21 protein-coding genes and 4 tRNA genes are annotated in these 21,173 nt (G+C 28.0%); 15 read left to right on the plus strand and 10 right to left on the minus strand.

All coding sequences use genetic code 11. The features are described 5' to 3' along the window. Positions 1-10 precede the first annotated feature (10 nt). Genes AC2TY9_RS08375 through AC2TY9_RS08395 form a run of 5 tightly spaced genes read right to left on the minus strand, consistent with a single transcriptional unit; the run spans position 11 to position 6,295 of the window. Positions 11-1,402 (minus strand): FAD-binding oxidoreductase, encoded by a 1,392-nt coding sequence (locus AC2TY9_RS08375; protein WP_489776940.1) that lies wholly within the window; start codon positions 1,400-1,402, stop codon positions 11-13. Next, positions 1,399-2,481: a plasminogen-binding N-terminal domain-containing protein gene (locus AC2TY9_RS08380; RefSeq protein WP_489776941.1), complete on the minus strand. Its 1,083-nt coding sequence runs from the start codon at positions 2,479-2,481 to the stop codon at positions 1,399-1,401. The genes AC2TY9_RS08375 and AC2TY9_RS08380 overlap by 4 nt, the downstream gene beginning before the upstream one ends. A gap of 8 nt (positions 2,482-2,489) precedes the next feature. Next, on the minus strand, positions 2,490-2,996 hold the full coding sequence (gene bcp, locus AC2TY9_RS08385; RefSeq protein WP_489776942.1) for a thioredoxin-dependent thiol peroxidase: 507 nt from the start codon (positions 2,994-2,996) through the stop codon (positions 2,490-2,492). Positions 2,997-3,010: 14 nt separating this feature from the next. Next, positions 3,011-3,721 (minus strand): carboxy-S-adenosyl-L-methionine synthase CmoA, encoded by a 711-nt coding sequence (cmoA, locus tag AC2TY9_RS08390; protein WP_489776943.1) that lies wholly within the window; start codon positions 3,719-3,721, stop codon positions 3,011-3,013. Positions 3,722-3,763: 42 nt separating this feature from the next. Further along, on the minus strand, positions 3,764-6,295 hold the full coding sequence (locus AC2TY9_RS08395; protein ID WP_489776944.1) for a glycosyltransferase family 2 protein: 2,532 nt from the start codon (positions 6,293-6,295) through the stop codon (positions 3,764-3,766). Positions 6,296-6,469: 174 nt separating this feature from the next. Between AC2TY9_RS08395 and AC2TY9_RS08400 the strand changes: the two genes are divergently transcribed. Next, the gene (locus AC2TY9_RS08400) at positions 6,470-7,492 is read left to right on the plus strand and encodes an Lcl C-terminal domain-containing protein (RefSeq protein ID WP_489776945.1); all 1,023 of its coding nucleotides are present in this window, start codon (positions 6,470-6,472) and stop codon (positions 7,490-7,492) included. A 47-nt stretch (positions 7,493-7,539) separates the two neighbouring features. Here AC2TY9_RS08400 and AC2TY9_RS08405 read toward each other — a convergent pair whose 3' ends face one another. Then, a complete protein-coding gene (locus AC2TY9_RS08405) occupies positions 7,540-8,379 on the minus strand; it encodes a bifunctional riboflavin kinase/FAD synthetase (RefSeq protein WP_489780419.1) in 840 nt (279 codons plus the stop codon). Continuing rightward, entirely contained in the window at positions 8,348-9,055 is a 708-nt protein-coding gene (gene tlyA / locus AC2TY9_RS08410) for a 23S rRNA (cytidine-2'-O)-methyltransferase TlyA (protein WP_489776946.1), read from the minus strand. The genes AC2TY9_RS08405 and tlyA overlap by 32 nt, the downstream gene beginning before the upstream one ends. A 156-nt stretch (positions 9,056-9,211) precedes the next feature. Between tlyA and AC2TY9_RS08415 the strand changes: the two genes are divergently transcribed. Next, positions 9,212-9,736: an IMPACT family protein gene (locus tag AC2TY9_RS08415; protein ID WP_489780420.1), complete on the plus strand. Its 525-nt coding sequence runs from the start codon at positions 9,212-9,214 to the stop codon at positions 9,734-9,736. Positions 9,737-9,786: 50 nt separating this feature from the next. After that, complete coding sequence (locus tag AC2TY9_RS08420; RefSeq protein WP_489776947.1) at positions 9,787-11,274, plus strand: type II secretion system protein GspD; 1,488 nt, start codon at positions 9,787-9,789, stop codon at positions 11,272-11,274. On the opposite strand, the gene AC2TY9_RS08425 is transcribed toward AC2TY9_RS08420, so the two are convergent. From AC2TY9_RS08425 to murA, 3 genes are read right to left on the minus strand one after another with little or no spacing between them, the layout of a single operon-like run. Then, positions 11,271-11,891 (minus strand): hypothetical protein, encoded by a 621-nt coding sequence (locus tag AC2TY9_RS08425; RefSeq protein ID WP_489776948.1) that lies wholly within the window; start codon positions 11,889-11,891, stop codon positions 11,271-11,273. The two genes, AC2TY9_RS08420 and AC2TY9_RS08425, sit on opposite strands and share 4 nt — an antisense overlap. 8 nt (positions 11,892-11,899) lie before the next feature. Continuing rightward, the gene (locus AC2TY9_RS08430; RefSeq protein ID WP_489776949.1) at positions 11,900-12,997 is read right to left on the minus strand and encodes a DUF5644 domain-containing protein; all 1,098 of its coding nucleotides are present in this window, start codon (positions 12,995-12,997) and stop codon (positions 11,900-11,902) included. Between the two features lie 48 nt (positions 12,998-13,045). Beyond that, positions 13,046-14,311, minus strand: a complete 1,266-nt coding sequence (gene murA / locus AC2TY9_RS08435; protein ID WP_489776950.1) for a UDP-N-acetylglucosamine 1-carboxyvinyltransferase — start codon at positions 14,309-14,311, stop codon at positions 13,046-13,048. A 146-nt stretch (positions 14,312-14,457) separates the two neighbouring features. Between murA and AC2TY9_RS08440 the strand changes: the two genes are divergently transcribed. The 12 genes from AC2TY9_RS08440 to AC2TY9_RS08495 all read left to right on the plus strand — a co-directional run bounded on the left by AC2TY9_RS08440 (position 14,458) and on the right by AC2TY9_RS08495 (position 21,171). Next, complete coding sequence (locus AC2TY9_RS08440) at positions 14,458-15,342, plus strand: DMT family transporter (protein WP_489776951.1); 885 nt, start codon at positions 14,458-14,460, stop codon at positions 15,340-15,342. Between the two features lie 26 nt (positions 15,343-15,368). Further along, positions 15,369-15,746, plus strand: a complete 378-nt coding sequence (locus AC2TY9_RS08445) for a DUF6394 family protein (RefSeq protein ID WP_489776952.1) — start codon at positions 15,369-15,371, stop codon at positions 15,744-15,746. 12 nt (positions 15,747-15,758) lie between these two features. After that, positions 15,759-17,444, plus strand: coding sequence for a potassium channel family protein (locus AC2TY9_RS08450; RefSeq protein WP_489776953.1), 1,686 nt, complete (start codon positions 15,759-15,761; stop codon positions 17,442-17,444). 14 nt (positions 17,445-17,458) lie between these two features. Next, on the plus strand, positions 17,459-18,259 hold the full coding sequence (kdsA, locus tag AC2TY9_RS08455; RefSeq protein WP_489776954.1) for a 3-deoxy-8-phosphooctulonate synthase: 801 nt from the start codon (positions 17,459-17,461) through the stop codon (positions 18,257-18,259). Between the two features lie 29 nt (positions 18,260-18,288). Then, the gene (gene ribH / locus AC2TY9_RS08460) at positions 18,289-18,759 is read left to right on the plus strand and encodes a 6,7-dimethyl-8-ribityllumazine synthase (RefSeq protein WP_489776955.1); all 471 of its coding nucleotides are present in this window, start codon (positions 18,289-18,291) and stop codon (positions 18,757-18,759) included. A 1-nt stretch (position 18,760) separates the two neighbouring features. Beyond that, positions 18,761-19,156 carry a transcription antitermination factor NusB gene (gene nusB / locus AC2TY9_RS08465; protein ID WP_489776956.1) on the plus strand — a complete coding sequence of 132 codons (396 nt, stop codon included), beginning with the start codon at positions 18,761-18,763 and terminating at the stop codon, positions 19,154-19,156. Between the two features lies 1 nt (position 19,157). Further along, positions 19,158-19,844, plus strand: coding sequence for an orotidine-5'-phosphate decarboxylase (pyrF, locus tag AC2TY9_RS08470; protein ID WP_489776958.1), 687 nt, complete (start codon positions 19,158-19,160; stop codon positions 19,842-19,844). Between the two features lie 112 nt (positions 19,845-19,956). Then, a tRNA-Ser gene (locus tag AC2TY9_RS08475) sits at positions 19,957-20,047 on the plus strand. 30 nt (positions 20,048-20,077) lie between these two features. Continuing rightward, a tRNA-Ile gene (locus AC2TY9_RS08480) sits at positions 20,078-20,154 on the plus strand. A gap of 20 nt (positions 20,155-20,174) precedes the next feature. Continuing rightward, positions 20,175-20,251, plus strand: a tRNA-Gly gene (locus AC2TY9_RS08485). A 55-nt stretch (positions 20,252-20,306) separates the two neighbouring features. Next, positions 20,307-20,383, plus strand: a tRNA-Gly gene (locus AC2TY9_RS08490). A gap of 182 nt (positions 20,384-20,565) precedes the next feature. After that, positions 20,566-21,171: a hypothetical protein gene (locus tag AC2TY9_RS08495; protein ID WP_489776959.1), complete on the plus strand. Its 606-nt coding sequence runs from the start codon at positions 20,566-20,568 to the stop codon at positions 21,169-21,171. The last annotated feature ends 2 nt before the right edge of the window (positions 21,172-21,173 follow it).

A 21,173-nucleotide genomic window follows, 5' to 3' on the forward strand; every position in this document is an offset into this window, starting at 1 on the left:
TTCATATTCTTTATTTTAAGCCCATTTTAAATGGATTTAAAATGTTGTTTGGATCAAAGGCTTTTTTGATATTACTAAATAGATTTAGTTCAGCATCAGTAAAAGCTATATTCATAAATGGAGCTTTAGATAGACCAATTCCATGTTCTCCACTTAATGTTCCACCCATATCAACAACTAGTTGGAAAATCTCTTCAATTGCTTTGTGCCCATCTTCCATCTCTTTTGCATTTGTTTTATCTTTAACCATTACATTAACGTGAATATTTCCATCTCCTGCATGACCAAAACAAGGAACATTAAATCCGTATTTTTCACCAATTGAATAAATACCATCTAAAGCTTCTGGAAGTTTACTTCTTGGAACAGAAATATCTTCATTTAATTTTTTTGTTCCATAAATAGCAGTTGCAGGGCTTGCATTTCTTCTTGCAAACCATAGTTGTTTTCCTTGGTCTTCGTCTCTTGCTTCAATAAAGTCAATAGAACCATTATTTGCAAAAGATTCTTTTAATGTCTCAAGTTGAGCTTTAATTTCAGCTTCACTACTTCCATCAACATCTCCAACTAATATTCCACCTGCATCACTTGGAAGTTCAACTTGTGGGAATTTTTGTTTTAAAGCTTTAATCACAAGTGAATCTAAAAACTCCATTGCAACAGGATTAGCACCACTTGCAAGTGATTTAAATACTGCATTCATAGCTTTATTTACATCTGGGAAAATACCCATATATGTTTGGCTAAATTTTGGTTTTGGAATTAGTTTTAAAGTGATTTCAGTAATAACTGCAAGTGTACCTTCACTTGCAATTAAGATACCAGCAGTATTATATCCAGCTACATCTTTGATTGTTTTTTTACCTGCAACTATAATATCTCCATTTGGTAAAACAGCTCTTAAGGCAACTACATAATCTTTTGTAATCCCATATTTTGCTGCTCTCATACCACCTGCATTTTCAGAAACATTACCACCTAAAGTTGAGTAGTCTTCACTTGCAGGATCTGGTGGATAAAATAAACCAACTTTTTCAACAGCTTTTTGGAAATCCATATTAATAAGTCCTGGTTGAACTACTCCAACCATATTTTCCATATCTATTTCTAAAAGTTGGTTCATATGTCTTTCTAAACTTAAGATAATCCCACCGTTTGAAGGTAAAGAACCGCCAGTAAAACCTGAACCTGCTCCTCTTGGAACAATTACAACTTTGTGCTCATTACAATATTTTAATATTTTAGAAATATCTTCTTCATCTCTTGGAAAAACAACTGCATCTGGCTCAAATCTTTCCCTTGTTGCATCATAACAATAAGCAATTAAATGCGCTTTATCAGCTTTTACATTTTCTTCACCGACTACTGATTTAAAGTAGTCAATATGCGCTTCATCTATCATTTTTTAATACCTAATAATTTTTCATAATAATCATTATAAATTTCAGCTTTTACTTCAAGTTCCCCTGATTTAACATAATCTTCTAGTAATACTTCATCTTCTGTTCTTTTATCATTTCCAAGAAATCTATCTAAAAATGAGAACCATTCAGTATACTCTGTAACTTTTTTTATAATGTTCTTTTCAATCTTTTCTATTCTTGTATAAAATGGCATTTGTTCATTTTCTACAAAGTTATAAGAGATTGTGTCGCTATCTAAAATTGCAAATGTTTTTGAATCTACAATATAAACTTTATTTTTGATAACAAAAAATATTGTCCCAATATTTTGAGATATTGCATAGTCTTGAATTATTTTTTTAGAAGGAGTTGGTTCCCCCTCATCTTTTAGTTTTGCAGCAAATAAATCAGAGTGTAAAAAGTTATTATCTCTATATTTATTTCTTGTTGCGGTAAAAGCATCTTGTGAAGGTGCAACAATTAAAGATGTATCATATAAATAGTTAATAATAGCAATATCACCTTCCACTGCTTTTCTACTTGAAGTTGGTAGAGCATTTTGTTTAATATCTAAAAAAGGAGCCAATTTCAATGTTGAACCATTTTCATTTGATGATGTAACAAAACCATTTGCTACAAGTAAAGATTTTCCATTTTCATAATTGTGTTGGATAACAGCACTTTGACCAACTCTTAAGTTGCCAATATCAATTGTTGCACTATCTTGAGTAACATTTTTTAATCTTGTTGCCATAGCTCTATAGTCCAGTTTTGCAACTTTATTTTCCATAAAAGTTGAGTTGTCTACTTTTATTTCCTCTTGGTCACTAAGTAAATAAGTATAATTTAATCCCTCTTCACCTTTTGTAATTGTGATATCTTTTAAGTTCCAACCATTTTTCATCATCTCTTTATATGAAAACTCACCATTACATTCACCACCATCTAGCTTTACAGTTTCAATAGTTGACGGAGATTTCCATTCATTTTTATAACACATTGTAGTTTTTGCATTTAAACCTTGAACTAATAAAGTTGAAGCAAAAATTGTTATCAAGCTTTTTGTTAAATACTTCATAATATTCCTTATTTTGATTGTAGTTCTTGAAGTTTCTCTTTTACTTCATTCACATGAAGAATCTCTATCTTCTCACCTTTTACAGTTTTTTTCTTTCTAACATTAACTTTATCCCAAATAGCAGCAATATTTCCATCAGGATTTATAATAAATGTAGTTCTTATTACACCCATATATTCTTTACCCATGAATTTTTTTAATTGCCATACACCATAATCTTCACAAATCTTTTTTGATTCATCTGATAAAAGTGTAATAGAAAGCTCTTTTTTTTCTATGAATTTTCTATGTTTAGCAGTATCATCAGGACTTACTCCTAAAATAATTGCATCTAAATCATCAAATTGTGGCTCTGCTTCAGTAAAATCGCAAGCTTGTGTAGTACAACCTGGAGTTAAATCTTTTGGATAAAAGTATAATACAATCCATTTCCCTTTTAAATCTCTAGAACAAATTTCAATATCATCTTGGTTTTTTGCACAAAAGTCTGGAGCTTGCTGTCCAATTTCTAACATATTAATATTCCTTTTTATTTTTTTATTGCAATAAATGTTGCAAAATTAACCCATTTAAAAAGTGTTTCACAATGGGTAAACCCTGCATCTAAAATCATTTTTTTATTCTCTTCTTCAGTATAAGGTATAAGAACATTCTCTAAAGCTTCTCTTTTTTGAGATATTTCATATTCACTATAACCTTGAGTTTTCTTAAACTCATAATACTCATCAATATATTGTTTTGATAATACTTTATCTGATGAGATTACTTTTTCACTAAAAATAAAAACACCGTTATTTTGTAAACTATTATAGATTTTTTTTACTAATTTTTCTCTTTGAAGAGGTCTAATAAATTGTAGTGTGTAGTTTGAAATGATAAGTTTCGCATCATCAAAACTTGTATTGTATAAATCTTCATTTATAAAGTTTATATCAACACCAAAAGCTTTAGATTTATTTGAAGCTCTTTCAAGCATAGCTTCAGAGTTATCAATTCCAATCAATTGGAGTTTTTTAGATGAATGCTTACTAAGTTCTATTAGAGTTGAAGCTGTAGAACAACCTAAATCATACACTTTATCTTCATCTTCTAAATAGTTAAGTGCAAAGTTTATTGTTAATCTTTGCATCTCTTTATAAAATGGTACAGAACGGTTTAGCATATCATCAAAGACCGATGCAACCTCTTCATCAAACTCGAACTGTTTTGTTATTGATTTATCAAATACTTTATCTGTCATAGGGGATATTTTAGCCAAATGAATATTAATAACTATTTATTTTCAGTCTAACGATTTTTGATAATTAATAGAATACAATTCTAAAGACCTCATGATAATAGCAGAGATATATGGGATACTTTGAATAAATATAGTTGCTGCAAATACATAAATCTCAGTGATATTTGTTTTATTTATAAAAATCAATGTAAAAAAAGATGTTAATAGTAAGAAACATAAAATTATTTCAAATATTATAGGACTTTTACTTTTTTTAGCTTTTCCACCTTTTTTAGTTCTTTTAAATGGTAATCCATCTTTTACAAATCCATCCCACACTGCTTTAAAAATAATAAGTTGCAAACTCATAGAAGCTATTGCACTTAGAAAAGTTTCTTTTAAATTTGCTTTTACTTTTATCTTGTATAAAATAAATGTATGGAAAAGGTTTACTAGAAACATTGTAATAATTGGAATTGTCAGTGGAATTGTAGGGATTGTAACTCCTACAAAAACAATAACAGGAACCCATATAAGGTTCATCACAACCATTATTGGACCCATAGCATCACTTAGCCAAAAAAACCATCCAGCAATAAACTTTTTCTTTTGTGTAGTAGTAAGTTTCGTTGCACTTGGTTTTAATTCTTTCCAATGTTTTTTCAATATTTGAATAGCTCCATAGGCCCATCTATGTCTTTGTGTTTTAAAAGCTTCAAAGGTATCAGGCAGTAATCCATAACCATATCTTTTATTTGTATAATGAGCTATATAACCAGCTTCAAATAATCTAAGACCAAGTTCGCTATCTTCAACAATAGTATCTGTTCCCCAACCGCCAACTTCAAGCATTGCACTTAGTTTTACCATAACCATAGTTCCATGTACTACTATTGCATTTTCTTCATTTCTATCAACCATCCCAATATCAAAGAATCCTGAATATTCTGCATTCATCGCAGTTTTTAAAATTGATTCTTTACCATCTCTATGATCTTGTGGTGCTTGTACAATTGCTACTTTTGGATCATCAAATAATGGAACTAAATCTATTAGCCAAGGTGATTCAACCACATAATCTGCATCAATTACTGCAATTATTTCAGCTTTTTTATTTGTTTGTTCTAAGGCTTTATTTAATGCACCAGCTTTAAAACCTGAACAAACTATATTCATAAATACAAATTTATCACCTAACTCTTTACACAACTCTTCTATTGGTTCCCAGTAATACTCTTCAGGCGTATTATTGATGATTACTAAAACTTCATAGTTAGGATAATTCAGATTTGACAAGGCTCTTAAAGTTTTTTCCAAAACATGAGGTTCCTCTTTATACGCTGGAACATGAATAGAAACAAAAGGGATATTTTTAGATTCTAAATCAATGGGAACTAATCTTGATGGAGGTGTTCCAAGTGAGGATTTAAATAGTTCATTTGCTTTTGCTAAAGTTAGAATAACAAGAGGAATCATTAAAAATGTTCCCATACCCCACATAATCCACATACCAAAATTCATATAATTGATAAATGGGTATATTAAAGCCATTACAATACCAAAACCCATACCTTGTGCTACTATTGCATATGCTAAAGTATGGTTTAGATTTAATTTTTTATGTCTTAATCCAAAAAATGTAAGTAAAGCTCCAATAAATATAGCTCCTATCATCTGATAAAACCAATATTGATTTGTCTCAATGGCTCCAGCTAAATTGAATTTTAGTTTTCTATTTGCATCAAAAATTCCCCAGTATTGACCAATATTTCCTTCTTCATAACCTTTCCATGGCTGATCAAAAGCTTCAATAATATTATAAGACCAGTTGTTTTTTTTAGCAAGGTTTACAAAACCTCTAATAGCTTTTGCTTGATTTTCTAAGCTTGGTATTGCTTTGTTATTATTATATCCATGACTTGGCCATCCAATTTCTCCAATATATATTTTTTTATTTGGGAATAAATTTTTTATAATAGAGTACTTATTTATTATAAAGTTATCAAAATTTTCAATTGATGCTTTTTCCCAATAAGGTAAAATATGAATTGTTATAAAATCAACATGTTTTGCTAAATTTGGAAATTTTTCCCATATATCCCATGTTTCAGCAGTTGAAATAGGTTTATCTGTAAAGGCTTTTAAAAAGTTAATATAAGCAAATAATTCAATTTTATTTAAATCTTTTCTTAGAAGAACTTCGTTTCCTACAACAATATTTTCTATACTATTAGGATATGCTTTTAATAGTTTTAAAGCTTCTTGAATCTCTAAGTAGTTCTCTTCATAATTACTACTTAACCAAATACCTAAATCTATAGGTAATATTTGTTTTGATGAAGCTTCTAAAATGATTTTTGCATCTTTTGAAGAGTATGTTCTTATTTTCTTTGTAATTGGAAATAATAGATTTAAATCATCTTGTATTTGCTTGGATGATAAAGCTTTTCTTTCATATCCAGAATATGGAGTATATGAAAGTGACTCTACTTTTTTGTATGGTGCCTCAATTAATGAAACTAAATCATTATGTGAAATCCAAAAAAACATTTGAAATAAACTCACCATAATAACACTAAAAATAATATACCTCAAATAGATTCCTTGTAGATTAAAATTCTAAAATTTATATAGATAATTTTTAAAGATATAATTGTACAAAAAAATTGCTCCTAATCTGCTTATTAAGGCGGAGTCATATAACTTGTGATTAATAAATATTCGTTATAATTAACTTTTAAAATTATTAAAAAGATTAAATGGGAGAAAATGAAAATAAAAACAAAAAATATAATTAGATTATTTTTAGGTATTTTTATTATGTTTTTTATGAGTGGTTGTTTACCTTCTCAAAAGACATTACAAACTATGTTAGAACAGAAAAATATTACACGAAAAATATATGTCAAAAATGATGTAGAAGCATATGATACCTATAAAGAAGAGAAAAAAGTATTACAAGTTTTAAAAAGAGGTGAAGAGTATAATATTGTAGATATTAAAGAAAATTTTCTTCGATTGGATAAAAATAAAGACAATAATCTTAAAAATGATGTTTGGATAAGTTTTGATGATATTGAAACTAAAAAAACATATTTTTTAACTTTGATTGTTAATCCTTCCACTTCAACAATAATGATTAACAATGAATCATATAAATCTAATAAAAGGTTAGTAGAGGGTAATTATAAAATCACTATAAAAGCTGACAAATACTTAGATAAAAGTTTGGATATTGAGCTAAATCAAGATACAAAAATAGATATAACTTTAGACTTTGATATTGAAGCAGAAAAAAAAAGAATAGCTAAAAAGAAATTGGAAGAAGAAAAAATAAGACGAGAAAAAATAAGACGAGAAAAAATAAGAAAAGAAAAAGTAAGAAGAGAGAAAATTAAAAAGGAAAGAAAAGAAAAACTTTATTTTGATAAAAAACAAAACCTTATTTGGCAAGATGATAATATGGTTTTAAAAAATAAAAAAACTTGGATAACAAAAGAAAACTACAATAATAAAAAATATTCTGATACAAAAGGTGATACTGCAGCATCTTATTGTAAAAAACTTATTCTTGGAGATTTTAAAGATTGGCGAATGCCCACAAAAGATGAATTGAAAAATCTTTCATTGCAAAAAGAATATTTAAAGAATGTTGGTTCTAATTGGTATTGGAGTGATACAACAAATTCTATGAATAATGAACTTGCATGGAGTATTTATTTTGATAATGGTGACGGATATGCTGATTTTAAAAATGTCAGTAATTATGTTAGGTGTGTAAGAAATAAATAAATTTTAGTAAAAAAGATACTATAAAGTAATATATTTATACTATCTTTTTATGTATCAAAAAATGATTTTGCACAAGATATGTCTATTATAATTTGATTTTTTAAATCTTCAAAAGAGTCAAATTTTTTATTATCTCTAATTCTATCTATAAATTTTATTTGAACTGTTGAAAATTTATTTTTTATTTCTTTATTTAAAATATGAGTCTCAACGGCAAAGGAATCATCAGTTGTTTTTCTATGTCCTAAAAAAGTGATTGAATTATATTCTTTTTCATTTAAGATTGTTTTTGTAAGATAAACACCCTCTTTAGGAAGTAAAAATTCATCAACATTCAAGTTAATGGTTGGAACAAACTTTTTAGAACCTAAACCTTGTCCTTTTATTTGTTTACCAAAAACTTTGTACTCTTTACCTAAGTACTTATTTGCTTTTTTAATTAAACCATCATTTAAAAACTCTCTAATGTGCCTTGAGTGAACAGGAACTCCATTTAATGTAAACTCTTGGACAACAATAACCTCTCCATCAAACAGTTTTTTTAATTCTTCTGTACAGTTTTTTCTATTTTTCCCAAAACAAAAATCAAAACCTACAACTATCTTTTCTAACTTTGGGAATTCCTCTTTTATTAATCTTATAAACTCTTCACCTGAAAGGTGTTTGATATTTTCTAATACATAATAATAGATTGGATAAGTAGAATATTCTTGTCTAAAAGTTTTTGGAGTTAAATTTGCATAATCTGATTCAATTGAAACTATTCCTCCATTTTCTCCTAAGTGTTTGAAAAGTTCTTGATGTGCAAGGTGCATCCCATCAAATCCACCAATTGCAATTGCTGTAATTGAACTTTTATTTATTAAAATAGAAGAGCTCTTCTTCATTTCCATCTTTTCCTTCAAGTTTACTCATTGAACTTTTTTTCAAGGTCCAATTTAGTTTTTTTGTTTCTTCTAAAAATTTATTTCTAGCTTGTAATATAGCTTTTTTATCTTTTACAACACCTTTTTTATCCCTTTTTACATTTGTTCCAACTTCGAACTGAGGTTTAAAAAGTATTATTATTTTATTACTTGACAATTTATTTATATCATCAATAATATTTAAAATTGAGATAAAAGAAACATCACAAGTTACAATTTCAAAAATTTCATTACTTTGAAAGGTTCTAATATCTTGATTTTCAAAGAATTTAATTTTTTTGTTCTCTTTTATTCTTTCATGTAATTGATTAGAACCAACATCAACACAAGTTACACTTTGCACATCATTTTCAAGTAGTATTTGTGTAAAGCCTCCAGTGCTACTTCCAATATCCAAAGAGTTTTTATTTTGCAAATCAATATTAATCTCTTCTAAAAAATATTTTAGTTTATATGCAGCTCTACTTACATAAAACTCATCTTCTAAAATCTCAACTTTCATTGAGTCTTCAACATTAAAAGAGGGTTTTGTAATGATTTTTCCATCGATTTTAATTTTGTTAGTTTTTATTATTTCACTTGCTTTATTTCTACTTTGAATATCAAAGTTCTTTGTAAGATATAGGTCTAGTCTCATGGGTGAAATTATAATTAAAACTAAGTTATTTTTTGGTTAGGTTTAAATAAATTAAGTATAATATAAAGAAAAATCTAAAAAATAAGGATAATTTGAAGTTTGTTTTTTGTAAAAGATGAGTTTACACAGTGTTATGAAGAAAAAAAATCAAAGTTTATAGCTTATATTATGCCATATGATAATTTTGATGAAGTTATGCATAGATTAAAAAAAGAACATCCTAAAGCTAGACATCATGTATATGCCTATAGATATTTAAATGATTTCGACCAAATAGTTGAAAATTGTAGTGATGATGGAGAACCTAGAGGTACTAGTGGAAAACCATCATTAAATGTTTTAGCAGGCCATGAAATAATTAATAGTGCAGTTATAATTGTTAGATATTTTGGTGGAATTAAATTAGGAACTGGTGGACTTGTAAGAGCATATAGTGATGCTGTAAATTTAGTGATTGAAAACTCAGAACTTCATAGGTATAAAAAACTTGAAAATATGATCATCCAATTAGATTATTCAATACTCTCAAAAGTCGAATATATTTTAAATCAATTTGATATACAAATTTCCAATAAAGAGTTTACAAATAGTGTAATTCTTACTTTATCTCTTAGTTTAGAACAAAAAAATAGTTTAAAAACACAATTACCAAGGGAAGTTGAAATTGTAAATAATAAATAAAATTATAAGTATAGTTTTATTATAATCTAGAAAATTATTTTGGAAGCTTTATGAAACTACTTATTTCTTTCTTTTTTCTAATCTCAACTTTACTATCTAGTGAACTTATAAATATAAATTTTAAAGGTTTAAAACTAAAAGAGCTAATTGATGTAACATCAAAAAATATCAACAAAAGTATTCTCGTGACTGATTTAATAGAAGGTGAAGTTGATTTTATTTCAAATGAACCAATTGAAAAGAGTAAACTTTTGTCAATATTAAAATTTAGTTTAGAATCAAATGGTTACAAATTAATAGAAAGTGACAATATCTTAAGAGTTGTAAAAAGTGATTTTAAAGTTTTAAAACCTACTAAAAAAAGAGTAATTAAAAAACAAAATAAAGTTATCAAAAAAAGTATAAAAAAGTATATAAAAAAGAATATTAGAACAGAAGTTGTTTTCCTAACAAATATAGAAGCTAAGAATCTTGAAAAAATATTAAAAGAGATAACTACAAAAAGAGAAGAAAAAATCACTATAGCAATTGATGAAGAGTTTAATTCAATTATTATTGATGGAAGTAATGATGAGGTTAAAAGTTTAAAAACACTTATTGGTAAATTAGATGTTGAGAAAAAGCAAGTTTATATTAAGGCAAATATAATAGAGCTAAACAACAATCTTTTACAAGATGTAGGTTTAAGATTTGGTATTTTTGGAGGTAAAGCTTTTAGTGGAGGTTTATATACTTTTGCTTCAAATTTAAATTTAGGAGAAGCTATTGCAATTGATACAAGTAGTTTAAATATACAAATCCCTAATGTAAGTTCTTCTATTGCATTAGGAGCAAGTTTAAATCTTTTAAATAAAACATATGCATTAGATATTATATCTCAACCTTCAATTTTATGTATAAACAATAAGCAAAGTTCAATATATGTAGGGGAAACTATATCTATTCAAACAGGAAGTACAACAACTGATGGTGGAACCACAAAAACAAATTTTGAAAGGGAAGATATAGGCTTAACTTTAAAAGTAAAACCAAGAGTTTCAAAAGAAAATAAAGTTTTAATTCAAATAGATACTATTTTAGAAGGTATAAAAAATGAGAATTATACAAACTCAAATCCTGATACTTCAAAAAAAGAGTTAAGAACAACCGCTATTGTTAACAATGGTGAAAGTGTTATTCTTGGTGGCTTAATAGAGAATAAAAATCAAAAATCTGTTGAAAAAATACCAATTGCAGGAGATATCCCTCTAATTGGTGAATTATTTAAAAATAGGCTAAATGATGTACAAAATAAAAGTTTAGTTGTAATTATAACACCTTATGTTGTTCCAATAAACAAAGATCTAACTTATATAAGAGAAGAATTGTCAAAATTAAAAAGCTTAGAGGATGAGTTTTTAAAGAAAGTTTTATTAACATTAAATGCTAAAGATAAAGCAAAAAAAGGATTAAAAACTTCTTCAAAAGTTTTAAAAAATCAATTAACAAATGAAGAAAAACATAAGCAAAGATTGAAAAAATATTTTAATATAAATTAGTATGAAACTTTTTTCATAAGTTTTTCTAAAAAGTTTAGATCTTTTTTTGTTTTTTCTAAATTTGAAGACTTAATAATTCTTGTACAATCGTTACATAAAATTACTATATTTTCAAGATTAAAACCACCACCATTTTTCATCTGTTTAGCAAGTAGGGCGTTTGCATCTACAAGTTTAGTTTTTGTCCCACACCTATTGCATCTACCTTCTTCTCTAAACCAAGCAGTTTCTTTTCTTTGACTCCAGTCTGTTGGAAGTTTATTATCTTTATGTAAAGTAGAATTTTGATCGTATGAACTCCAAAGTTTATCTTTTGAGACACTTTTTTGGGTATTTAGTTCGTATTCATAATAGCTAAATTGATTATTTAAATCTTCAATTATTAGAATTTGTTTAGTTTTAAGATTATCATCTTTTTCAAGTTTTTTAACAATATCAAAATCAAAGTTCATTTTTGGATAGTTGTAAGTTAAATAAGCATTTATATCTTTTATAAATACTTTTAGATTTCCTTTTTTTGAAAACCTTTTGTATATCTCTTTTCTATAGATATACAAAGGTATTAAGCTTAAGATTATTAAAGAACCTAAAAGAATGAACTTTAAATCAAGAACCATTTGTATCCTTAAATTATTTCGGGGTCAATGATATGTTTTGATAAACTCTCTTTTACCATTTCATGTTCTGCACATGCCAGCTTTTGTAATTCGTTTTTATGTATTACGGGAATGGGAATCTCTCTTCCACAAGCATTTTCTAAACTTTTTCTATTTGAATCAAATAAATTAAATATATTTTCATCATCAACTACTATTAAATCAGCACCATTATCAAATGCTTCTAACATCACATTTGAAGCTAGTTTCATTGTAAAATCACTATTTAAATGGAATGTATCTAAAGCTAAATCAATATTTGATGATGGAGTATTTATAATTTTAGCGTTTAAATTAGCTATTAGTTTATTTGTTTGTTCATCAGTTTCAATACCTTTGAAATATGCTAAATTAAAATCAGAGAAATCATGTTTAATCTCTTTTGTTTCATCAAATGTTCCAAAGTCTATTAGGTTTTTCTTTTCTAAAAAGAAATCTTGTTCATTTACTGATTTTGTTAAACCTAATTTGTTTTTGATTTTAGATATTTTTTCTTCAATAGAAGAATCAATTTTATAAACTCTATTTTGTAAACTCGTATGATATGAAGCTGAACACTCATATTCATTTAAAGCTTCTAAAATTTCTTTTTCATCTGAAGGGTTTTTCTCAATTAAATCATAGGCAAGCAATAAAATTGAATCACCAATATAATCATACTCATAGTTTATTGTGTTTGAAGCATAAAAATAGATTTTGTAGTTTTCATAAACTTTTTTATCCTCTTCATCAATAAATTCACTTAGAACTTTTAATCTATCTTCAAAATCAGCTTGATTTATTAAAAGGTCTGTGTGTGCTCTTCTAATTGAGATAGGCTCTATTGTTAAATCTTTCCCAAAGTTATCCACTAATTCATCAATTGAAATACCTAAAGTTAAGTATACACCATTTACTACTACATTAAAATCAGCACTTTTTTTATATCCAAAAGGGTATTCTTGATTTATTGTATTTAAAATATCTAATAGTGTTTTTTGTTTATCAACTTTGATAAAGCTTTTTTTGTAATACGGTAAATAATCTGATTTATAATCAAATCTAAATAGAGAAATTTCTAACTTCATTTAACAGCCTTTTTTATTATTTCAATTTTGTTTTAATTTTTATCCTAACTATTCATTAAACCTATTAACTTTTGCACCAATTTGATTTAGCTTTCCTTCTAAATCTTCATATCCTCTATCTAGATGATAGATTCTATGAATAGAAGTTTCTCCCTTTGATACTAAAGCCGATAAAACCAATGCTGATGAAGCCCTTAAATCTGTAGCCATAACATCAGTTCCATTAAGTGAATCAGCTTTTCCATTAATTGTTGCTATATTTCCATTTAAATGAATATCTGCACCAAGTCTAAGCAACTCACTGACATGCATAAATCTATTTTCAAATAGTCTCTCATCAATTGTACTTGTACCGTTTGCTTGAGTTGCCAATGCCATAAATTGTGCTTGCATATCTGTTGGGAAACCTGGGTATTCACTTGTTACAATATTTACAGGTTTAATCTCTTCTGTAGGTAATACAGTTATTGATGTTTCATCTTGAATAAGTTTAAAGTTCATCTCTTCAAGTTTTGAAAGCATTGCTTCAAGGTGAACGGGATTAACTTTACTTATTTTTAATTTTGAATTTGTAATTGCTGCAGCGCAAAGATATGTTCCTGCTTCAATTCTATCTGGAATTACATCAAAATCTTTAAACTCTAAAAGTTTTCTATTTGTTCCATGAATAATTAAAGTATCAGTTCCTATTCCTTCTATTAAAACCCCAGCATCTCTTATAACTTCACAAAGTTGCTGAACTTCTGGTTCTTTTGCTGCATTTACAATAGTTGTAATACCATCAGCTAAAGCTGCAGCCATTACAGTATTCTCAGTACCACCAACAGTAACTTTATCGAATACAATTTTTGTTCCTTTCAGACCATTTGGTGCAGTAGCCTCAATATATCCATGATTTATTTTTATTTGTGCACCCATTGCTTCAAGTGCTTTTAGGTGTAAATCAACTGGTCTTTGCCCAATTGCACAGCCACCAGGAAGTGAAACTTCGCAGTGACCAAATCTTGTTAAAATAGGTCCTAAAACTAAAATTGAGGCTCTCATAGTTTTTACAATATCATATGTTGCAGTTGTTTTATTTAATTTTGAAGTATCAATTTTGATACAAGTATCTTCTTTTTTGAAAGTTCCACCAAGTTTATCAATAAGTTTTAATAATGTATTAATATCAACAACATTAGGCATATTGCAAATGCTAATTTCATTTTTTGCTAAAATTGTTGCTGCAATCAGGGGTAATGCAGCATTTTTCGCTCCAGAGATTTTAACCTCGCCAGTTAGTTTTGCTTCACCATTAATCTTTAAGTATTCCAATTATTTTCCTATAAACATCTATTATCTTTTAAATTTAAATAATTTTACCCAAATGAAACTAAAAATATTAATTTTCAGATTTAAGTTAATTAATAATAAACCTTTAACTGCAAAGTGACTAAAATTCGTTTTTTAGAGGACGTTTAATGACTAATGATGTATCTTTAGGCATAAAGTATATGCTTTTTGCCTCTTTTTTATTTGCTTTAATGGGAGCTTTCGCAAAAGAATTAAGTAATTCTATGAGTTCTTTAGAAGTTGTATTTTTTAGAAATGTTTTTGGAGTTTTTTTAATTTTAATCTCAGTATATAGAAAACCTATAAAGCAAGTTGGTGGAAAACCTTGGTTGTTGATATTTAGAGGTTTAGCAGGTTTTATTGCACTTTTGATGTTTTTTTACAATATTGCAAATATCCCTTTAGGTGAAGCTATGACTTTTTCTAGGACTTCTACTATTTTTACTGCAATTTTTGCTTATATCTTTGTAAAAGAGAAAATTGGGTTTAAAGGTTGGCTTGGTGTATTTATTGGGTTTATAGGAATTTTATTTATAACAAAATTTGATGGTTCATCTTTAGATAAAACTGATTGGCTAGGTATTTTGTGTGGGGTTGGAGCAGGGCTTGCATACACTTCAATAAGGGAACTTAGAAAGTTTTATGATGGAAGAACTATTGTGTTATCATTTATGGGAATTGGAACATTAGGTCCTATTATTTTAATGATGATTTCAGAAGTTTATACAAACCCTAGTTTAGATTTTGTTTTTGCAAAATTTGTTATGCCAAAATCTGAAGATTGGATATTTATTATATTACTTGGAACTGTTGCTACCTTCGCACAAATTTATATGACAAAGGCTTATTCTGTAGCAAAAGCTGGAATTATAGGAACTATTTCATATGCAAATATTGCTTTTTCAATTTTGATTGGGCTTATACTAGGTGATTCTTTTCCTGATATTTGGATTATCTTAGGTATAATGCTGATAGTTTTTAGTGGAGTTTTAGTCTCTTCAAAGAAGGATTAATTCCAAATAGAATTAAAGGAAGATATATGAATCTTGATAAGGTTATCTCAGGTTTTTTTATTATTTTAGCAATGACAATAAATTTTGGTTTCTTCTATGGAGACATGAGTTCTTTAGAACACCATAGTAAATATGAACTTATGGCAGCAATTATAATAAATGTAATAGCTACAATATTAAAGCTTGGTGATAAAACACAAATGGGTTCAGTTTTATTAGCAACTTCACTTGTTGCAGATATACAATTAATTGCAGCAGCCACAGTTTGGACAATTGCTGCATATGCTTATACAATAAATACGGAGATTATATCTGTGATTATCTCTTTATCAGGTGGAGCGTTATTAGCAAACATAGTTTCAGTTATGTTGTATGTTGGTGATACTTTAAAATCAAAAAGATAATAAAGGCTTTTTTTGAAAAATAGTTCTTTATTTATCATCCTTCAAAGGATGAGAAGACCATTTATTGTAATTATTGTTACATATACCATTGCTATTGTTGGTTTATTAATAATTGATGGAGTTGATGATAAAGGAAATATTTATCATATGAGTATTTTTGATGCATTTTATTTTGTATCTTATACCGCAACTACAATTGGTTTTGGTGATACTCCATACACCTTTACTTATCCCCAAAGGCTTTGGGTTAGTTTTTCTATTTATTTAACTGTTCTTGGATGGTTTTATGGAATTGGAACTTTAGTTGCCTTACTTCAAGATAAACTTTTTTTAAGGGAGATTGAAAGAACAAGGTTTGTACATCAAGTAAAAGGACTGAAAGATAAGTTTATAATCATCTTAGGCTACAATCAAATCACAAGCGAAATCATAAATAGAGCAATAGAACAAGGTATTAGAACAGTTGTCATTGAAAAAGATGAGGAACGCGCAAGTGTTCTAAGACTTGAAAACTTTACCCCTACAGTTCCAGTTTTAGTTGCTGATGTCTTTACTCCAAAGGCTTTAGAAGAAGCTGGTATTAAAAAATACAATTGCAAAGGGTTAGTTTCAATTTTTGAAAATGATTCTTTAAATTTGAGAATTGCCCTAACTTCAAAACTTTTAAATCCCCATGTAAGACTTGCTATTAAATCAACCACTACAAATCACAGTGAAAACTTAAGAGATTTAGATGTGGAGATAATAGCAAACCCTTTTTCTATTATTTCAAGTGAAATAGAGATGGCAATAAATGCACCAAATTTATTAAAACTTGAAAAATGGATTTATAAAATAGATAATCTAAATGCAAATCTTCCAGTTTTTCCTAAGGGTAAATATATTGTATGTGGATTTGGGAGAATGGGACAACATGTTTATAATATTTTGCGTTCAGATAAGGTTGAGGCAGAGTTTATAGAGATAAATAAAGCGAAAGTTGGAACATTTAACAGTGATTTAAAAAGACATATAACCTTTGGTAATGCAGATGATAAAGAACTACTTTTAAATGTAGGTATTGAAAATGCCGTTGCTATTATCTCAGCTACTAATAATGACACAACAAATCTTTCAATTTTAGCAACTGCAAAGAAATTAAATCCAAAAATTATGACAATAGCTAGAGAAAATGAGATGGAGGATTTATCTATTTTTAAAAGTGCAAAAATTGATCATATTTTTATGCCTTCAAGAATTTTAATCAATAAAACAACAAATGCTCTTATAAGTCCACTATCTGATAAATTTATTAGAATGATGTGCAAAAAAGATGATATTTGGGCTTCTAAACTTGTAAAAGATTTAATTCAAATTATAGATGAAAATCCAATTTTACATGAACAAAGAATAGATAAAATTAATTCACCAGAGATTTTTAAGGCAATTAAAGAAGATAAAGAGATTTATTTAGAAATTTTTAATTCCTCTTTATATAATAGAGAACAAAAAAACAATATAATACCGCTATTAATTCATAGAGATGGTGAATATAAACTTTTACCAGAACATGATATCAAGTTATGTGAAGATGATGAGATACTTTTTGCTTGTGATGAAAATGCAAAAAATGATATAGAATATATCGCTCAAAACTTTTATGAATTTCATTATGTTTACACAGGTGAAGAGAAAAGAACAATATTTAAAAAGAATTAGAAAAAGGATAATATGTGATTGTATTAACAGGACCATGTGTTTTAGAAGATAGAGATACTGTAATGAGAATTGCAGAAAAATTGAAGCCATTAAGTGAAGACAAAAGAGTAGATTTTTATTTTAAAGCTTCATTTGATAAAGCAAATAGAACTAGTTTAGATTCTTTTAGAGGACCTGGATTAGATGAGGGATTAAAATTATTCCAAGAAGTAAAAGAACAATTTGGATATCGACTTGTAACTGATATTCATGAGTCTTATCAAGCTGCACCTGCTGCTGAAGTATTAGATGTACTTCAAATTCCAGCTTTTTTATGTAGACAAACAGATTTATTAGTAGCTGCTGCAAAGACAGATTGTAAGATTAATATTAAAAAGGGGCAGTTTTTAGCAGCAGGTTCTATGAAGCACCCCGTTGAAAAAGTGTTAAAAACTAGAGGTTGTGATGAGGTTTCTTATGAAAACTCTAAGCAAAACGATGTTTGGCTTTGTGAAAGGGGTAATACATTTGGATATGGCGCATTAGTTGTAGATATGAAAAATTTAATTGCAATGAGAGAGTATGCTCCCGTAATTTTTGATGCAACGCACTCTGCACAAGTTCCAAGCACAGGTGGAACTACAGGAGGGAATTCTGCAATTGTTCCTTCTTTAGCAAAAGCTGCAGCAGCTGTTGGTGTTGATGGGTTTTTCTTTGAAACCCATTTTGATCCAAGTGTTGCTTTAAGTGATGGACCAAATATGGTTCAAGTAGATGAGTTGTATAAGGTTATAGATGACATTTTTGCTATCAAAGATGTATTAGGGTATAATTAGCGCCCTTAATTAAAATTAAAGAGGTAAGTATGAATATTATTGAAGGAAATTTAAGATTAAAAGGTGATGAAAAAGTTGCCGTTATTAATGGTAGATTTAATCACATTATTACAGATAGATTAGTTGAAGGTGCAAAAGATGCCTTTGTAAGACATGGTGGAAACGAAGAGAATTTAGATTTAATTTTAGTACCAGGTGCATTTGAAATTCCATTTGCTTTAGAAAAAGCTCTTGAAACTGGAAAATATGATGCAGTTTGTTGTGTAGGTGCAGTAATCAGAGGGGCAACTCCTCATTTTGATTATATCTCTGCAGAAGCAACTAAAGGTATTGCAACAGTTACATTAAAATATGGAAAACCTGTTTCAAACGGAGTTTTAACAACTGATACTATTGAACAAGCAATCGAAAGAGCTGGTAGTAAAGTTGGAAACAAAGGTGCAGAAGCTATGGTTACAATTATTGAGATGTTAGATTTATATAGTGAAATAGGAAAATAATTTGGCTACAAGAACACAAGCTAGAGAATCAGTAATTGGTCTTTTATATGCGTATGATTTAGGTAATGAAGGTATTGTTAAATATGTTGATGAGATTTTAGAAGAGAAAAAAATCAGAAACAAGCAAAAAGAATTTGCCCTTGATTTATTTAATGGTGTTGTAAACAACATTGAAAAGATTGATGAAGAGATAGTTTCACATCTAAATCAAGGTGGAATAAAAGATACTGGTTCAGTTGAAAAATCAATTTTAAGACTTGCAATTTATGAGATTTTATTTAAAGATTTAGATAAACCAATAGTTATAAATGAAGCAATTGAACTTTCGAAAAGACTAGCAAGTGATGGAGCGCCTAAATTTATAAATGGTCTTTTAGACAAAATTAACAAGGCTTAAGATGAAACTTTGCGTATCATTGGATTTACCAAGTGCAAAAGAAAACTTAAGCTTAGTAGAACAAATTAAAGATTTTGATGTATGGTTAAAAGTTGGATTTAGATCTTATATTAGAGATGGTAAAAAGTTTTTAGAAGATTTAAAAGCAATTAATCCTAATTTCAAAATATTTTTAGATTTAAAACTTTATGATATACCAAATACTATGGCTGATGCAGCTCAAGAGATTGCACAATTTGGTTTAGTAGATATGTTCAATGTACATGCAAGTTCAGGTAAAACAGCTATGAATACTGTAATGGATAGAATTAAAGATATTCCAAATAAACCTTTAGTTTTAGCAGTTACAGCTTTAACATCTTTTGATAATGAAGAGTTTAAGGCTGTATATAATGAAGATATAGAAACTAAAGCAACTAAAATGGCTATAGATACATTTGAATCAAAAGTTGATGGTGTAGTTTGTTCTGCTTTTGAAAGTTTAGATATTAAAAATAATACATCAAAAGAGTTTATAACTTTATGTCCAGGGATTAGACCTTTTGGTGAGGATAGTGGTGATCAAAAAAGAGTAGCCAATATTCCTTTTTCAAAAGAGAATTTAGTTGATTTTATAGTGGTTGGAAGACCAATATATAAAGCAGAAAATCCTAAAGAGGTAGTAAAAAAGATATTGGAAAATATTTAATTTTCCATCTCTTTTTTTCTTTTTTTATAACTTTTAGAAAAGATAAAAAAAAGTTATAAAATTAAGAGTTTTTTAAGTACTTAGTGAGTAAAATTACACCCCTAATTCATAAGGACAAGTGGGTGAGTTGGCTGAAACCACATCCCTGCTAAGGATGCGTACTGGCAACGGTACCGAGGGTTCGAATCCCTCCTTGTCCGCCATTAAAATTTGAATATAATAATAACCAATGTGGGTCATTAGCTCAGCTGGTTAGAGCACTCGGCTCATAACCGAGTGGTCGAAGGTTCGAGTCCTTCATGACCCACCACTTTATGTATTCAAATTTTTGCGGGAGTAGCTCAGTTGGCTAGAGCCTCTGCCTTCCAAGCAGATTGTCGCGAGTTCGAGTCTCGTCTCCCGCTCCACTACTAAATAGAATTGGTAATACTATTTAGTTTTTATTTCTTTTACCACCGTGTTGCGGGAGTAGCTCAGTTGGCTAGAGCCTCTGCCTTCCAAGCAGATTGTCGCGAGTTCGAGTCTCGTCTCCCGCTCCACTAAAGAAGCTCTATAAGTTTGATGATTTCATCTTTCTTATAGGGCTTTTTTTATGTCTATAATCTTTTGATTAATATAAAAATTAATTTTTATTAAGTTAGAATATTCTAATGAAGACAAAAAACATTATAAATCAGCATAAGCAAATATGAATTCTTAAAATGATTGATAAAGATACAAATTGATGCTTTTTACAACTACACTTTTTTTTATAATAATATTATTTGTATATCAATGTAAATCAAAAAAAGAAAATAAACACTATTTGTATGTAGAAGAGTTTAATTTATTCGAAGTTGCAATGATTAGTTTAAATGAAGAGCTTACAAAAAGTAAACTAAAAGATATAAAAAAGCAAATGCTTGAGATCTTAGAGTCTTACTTAAATAAATCAAATTATACCTTTATTATATTTTCACCTTTAATTTTGAAGTCAAATAAAAAAGCAATAATAAAAAAAGAACTTATAGACTATTTAGAAAAAAAATATGATAAAAATGATATTTTTTATCTTGTTCACAAACAAAATTTTATCAATAAGCATATTTACTATTTTTTAGTTAAATGTTTTGGACTGAAAAGATATAAGACTCCAATGAGAAGTGATGTTGGTATTGTTCTTATAAGAAATGGATCGAAGAAAAATAGATCCTTTAATATACTTAAACTTTTGTTTAGTAATAAGTTTGCAAGAGATTTGATTGAAACCTTAATTTCAATATTTATTATACTTTTAATAATTATTTTATTTTATTTTTTGCTTATTTTGTACTCAATTAAAATATAATC

Source organism: Arcobacter sp. ISO1 (assembly GCF_058105185.1).

Bases quoted from the DNA above. Each gene is read 5' to 3' on its own strand.
- AC2TY9_RS08375 (WP_489776940.1), bottom strand. From the start codon at position 1,402: ATGATAGATGAAGCGCATATTGACTACTTTAAATCAGTAGTCGGTGAA.
- AC2TY9_RS08380 (WP_489776941.1), bottom strand. From the start codon at position 2,481: ATGAAGTATTTAACAAAAAGCTTGATAACAATTTTTGCTTCAACTTTA.
- bcp (WP_489776942.1), bottom strand. From the start codon at position 2,996: ATGTTAGAAATTGGACAGCAAGCTCCAGACTTTTGTGCAAAAAACCAA.
- cmoA (WP_489776943.1), bottom strand. From the start codon at position 3,721: ATGACAGATAAAGTATTTGATAAATCAATAACAAAACAGTTCGAGTTT.
- AC2TY9_RS08400 (WP_489776945.1), top strand. From the start codon at position 6,470: ATGAAAATAAAAACAAAAAATATAATTAGATTATTTTTAGGTATTTTT.
- AC2TY9_RS08405 (WP_489780419.1), bottom strand. From the start codon at position 8,379: ATGAAGAAGAGCTCTTCTATTTTAATAAATAAAAGTTCAATTACAGCA.
- tlyA (WP_489776946.1), bottom strand. From the start codon at position 9,055: ATGAGACTAGACCTATATCTTACAAAGAACTTTGATATTCAAAGTAGA.
- AC2TY9_RS08420 (WP_489776947.1), top strand. From the start codon at position 9,787: ATGAAACTACTTATTTCTTTCTTTTTTCTAATCTCAACTTTACTATCT.
- AC2TY9_RS08425 (WP_489776948.1), bottom strand. From the start codon at position 11,891: ATGGTTCTTGATTTAAAGTTCATTCTTTTAGGTTCTTTAATAATCTTA.
- AC2TY9_RS08430 (WP_489776949.1), bottom strand. From the start codon at position 12,997: ATGAAGTTAGAAATTTCTCTATTTAGATTTGATTATAAATCAGATTAT.
- AC2TY9_RS08440 (WP_489776951.1), top strand. From the start codon at position 14,458: ATGACTAATGATGTATCTTTAGGCATAAAGTATATGCTTTTTGCCTCT.
- AC2TY9_RS08445 (WP_489776952.1), top strand. From the start codon at position 15,369: ATGAATCTTGATAAGGTTATCTCAGGTTTTTTTATTATTTTAGCAATG.
- ribH (WP_489776955.1), top strand. From the start codon at position 18,289: ATGAATATTATTGAAGGAAATTTAAGATTAAAAGGTGATGAAAAAGTT.
- pyrF (WP_489776958.1), top strand. From the start codon at position 19,158: ATGAAACTTTGCGTATCATTGGATTTACCAAGTGCAAAAGAAAACTTA.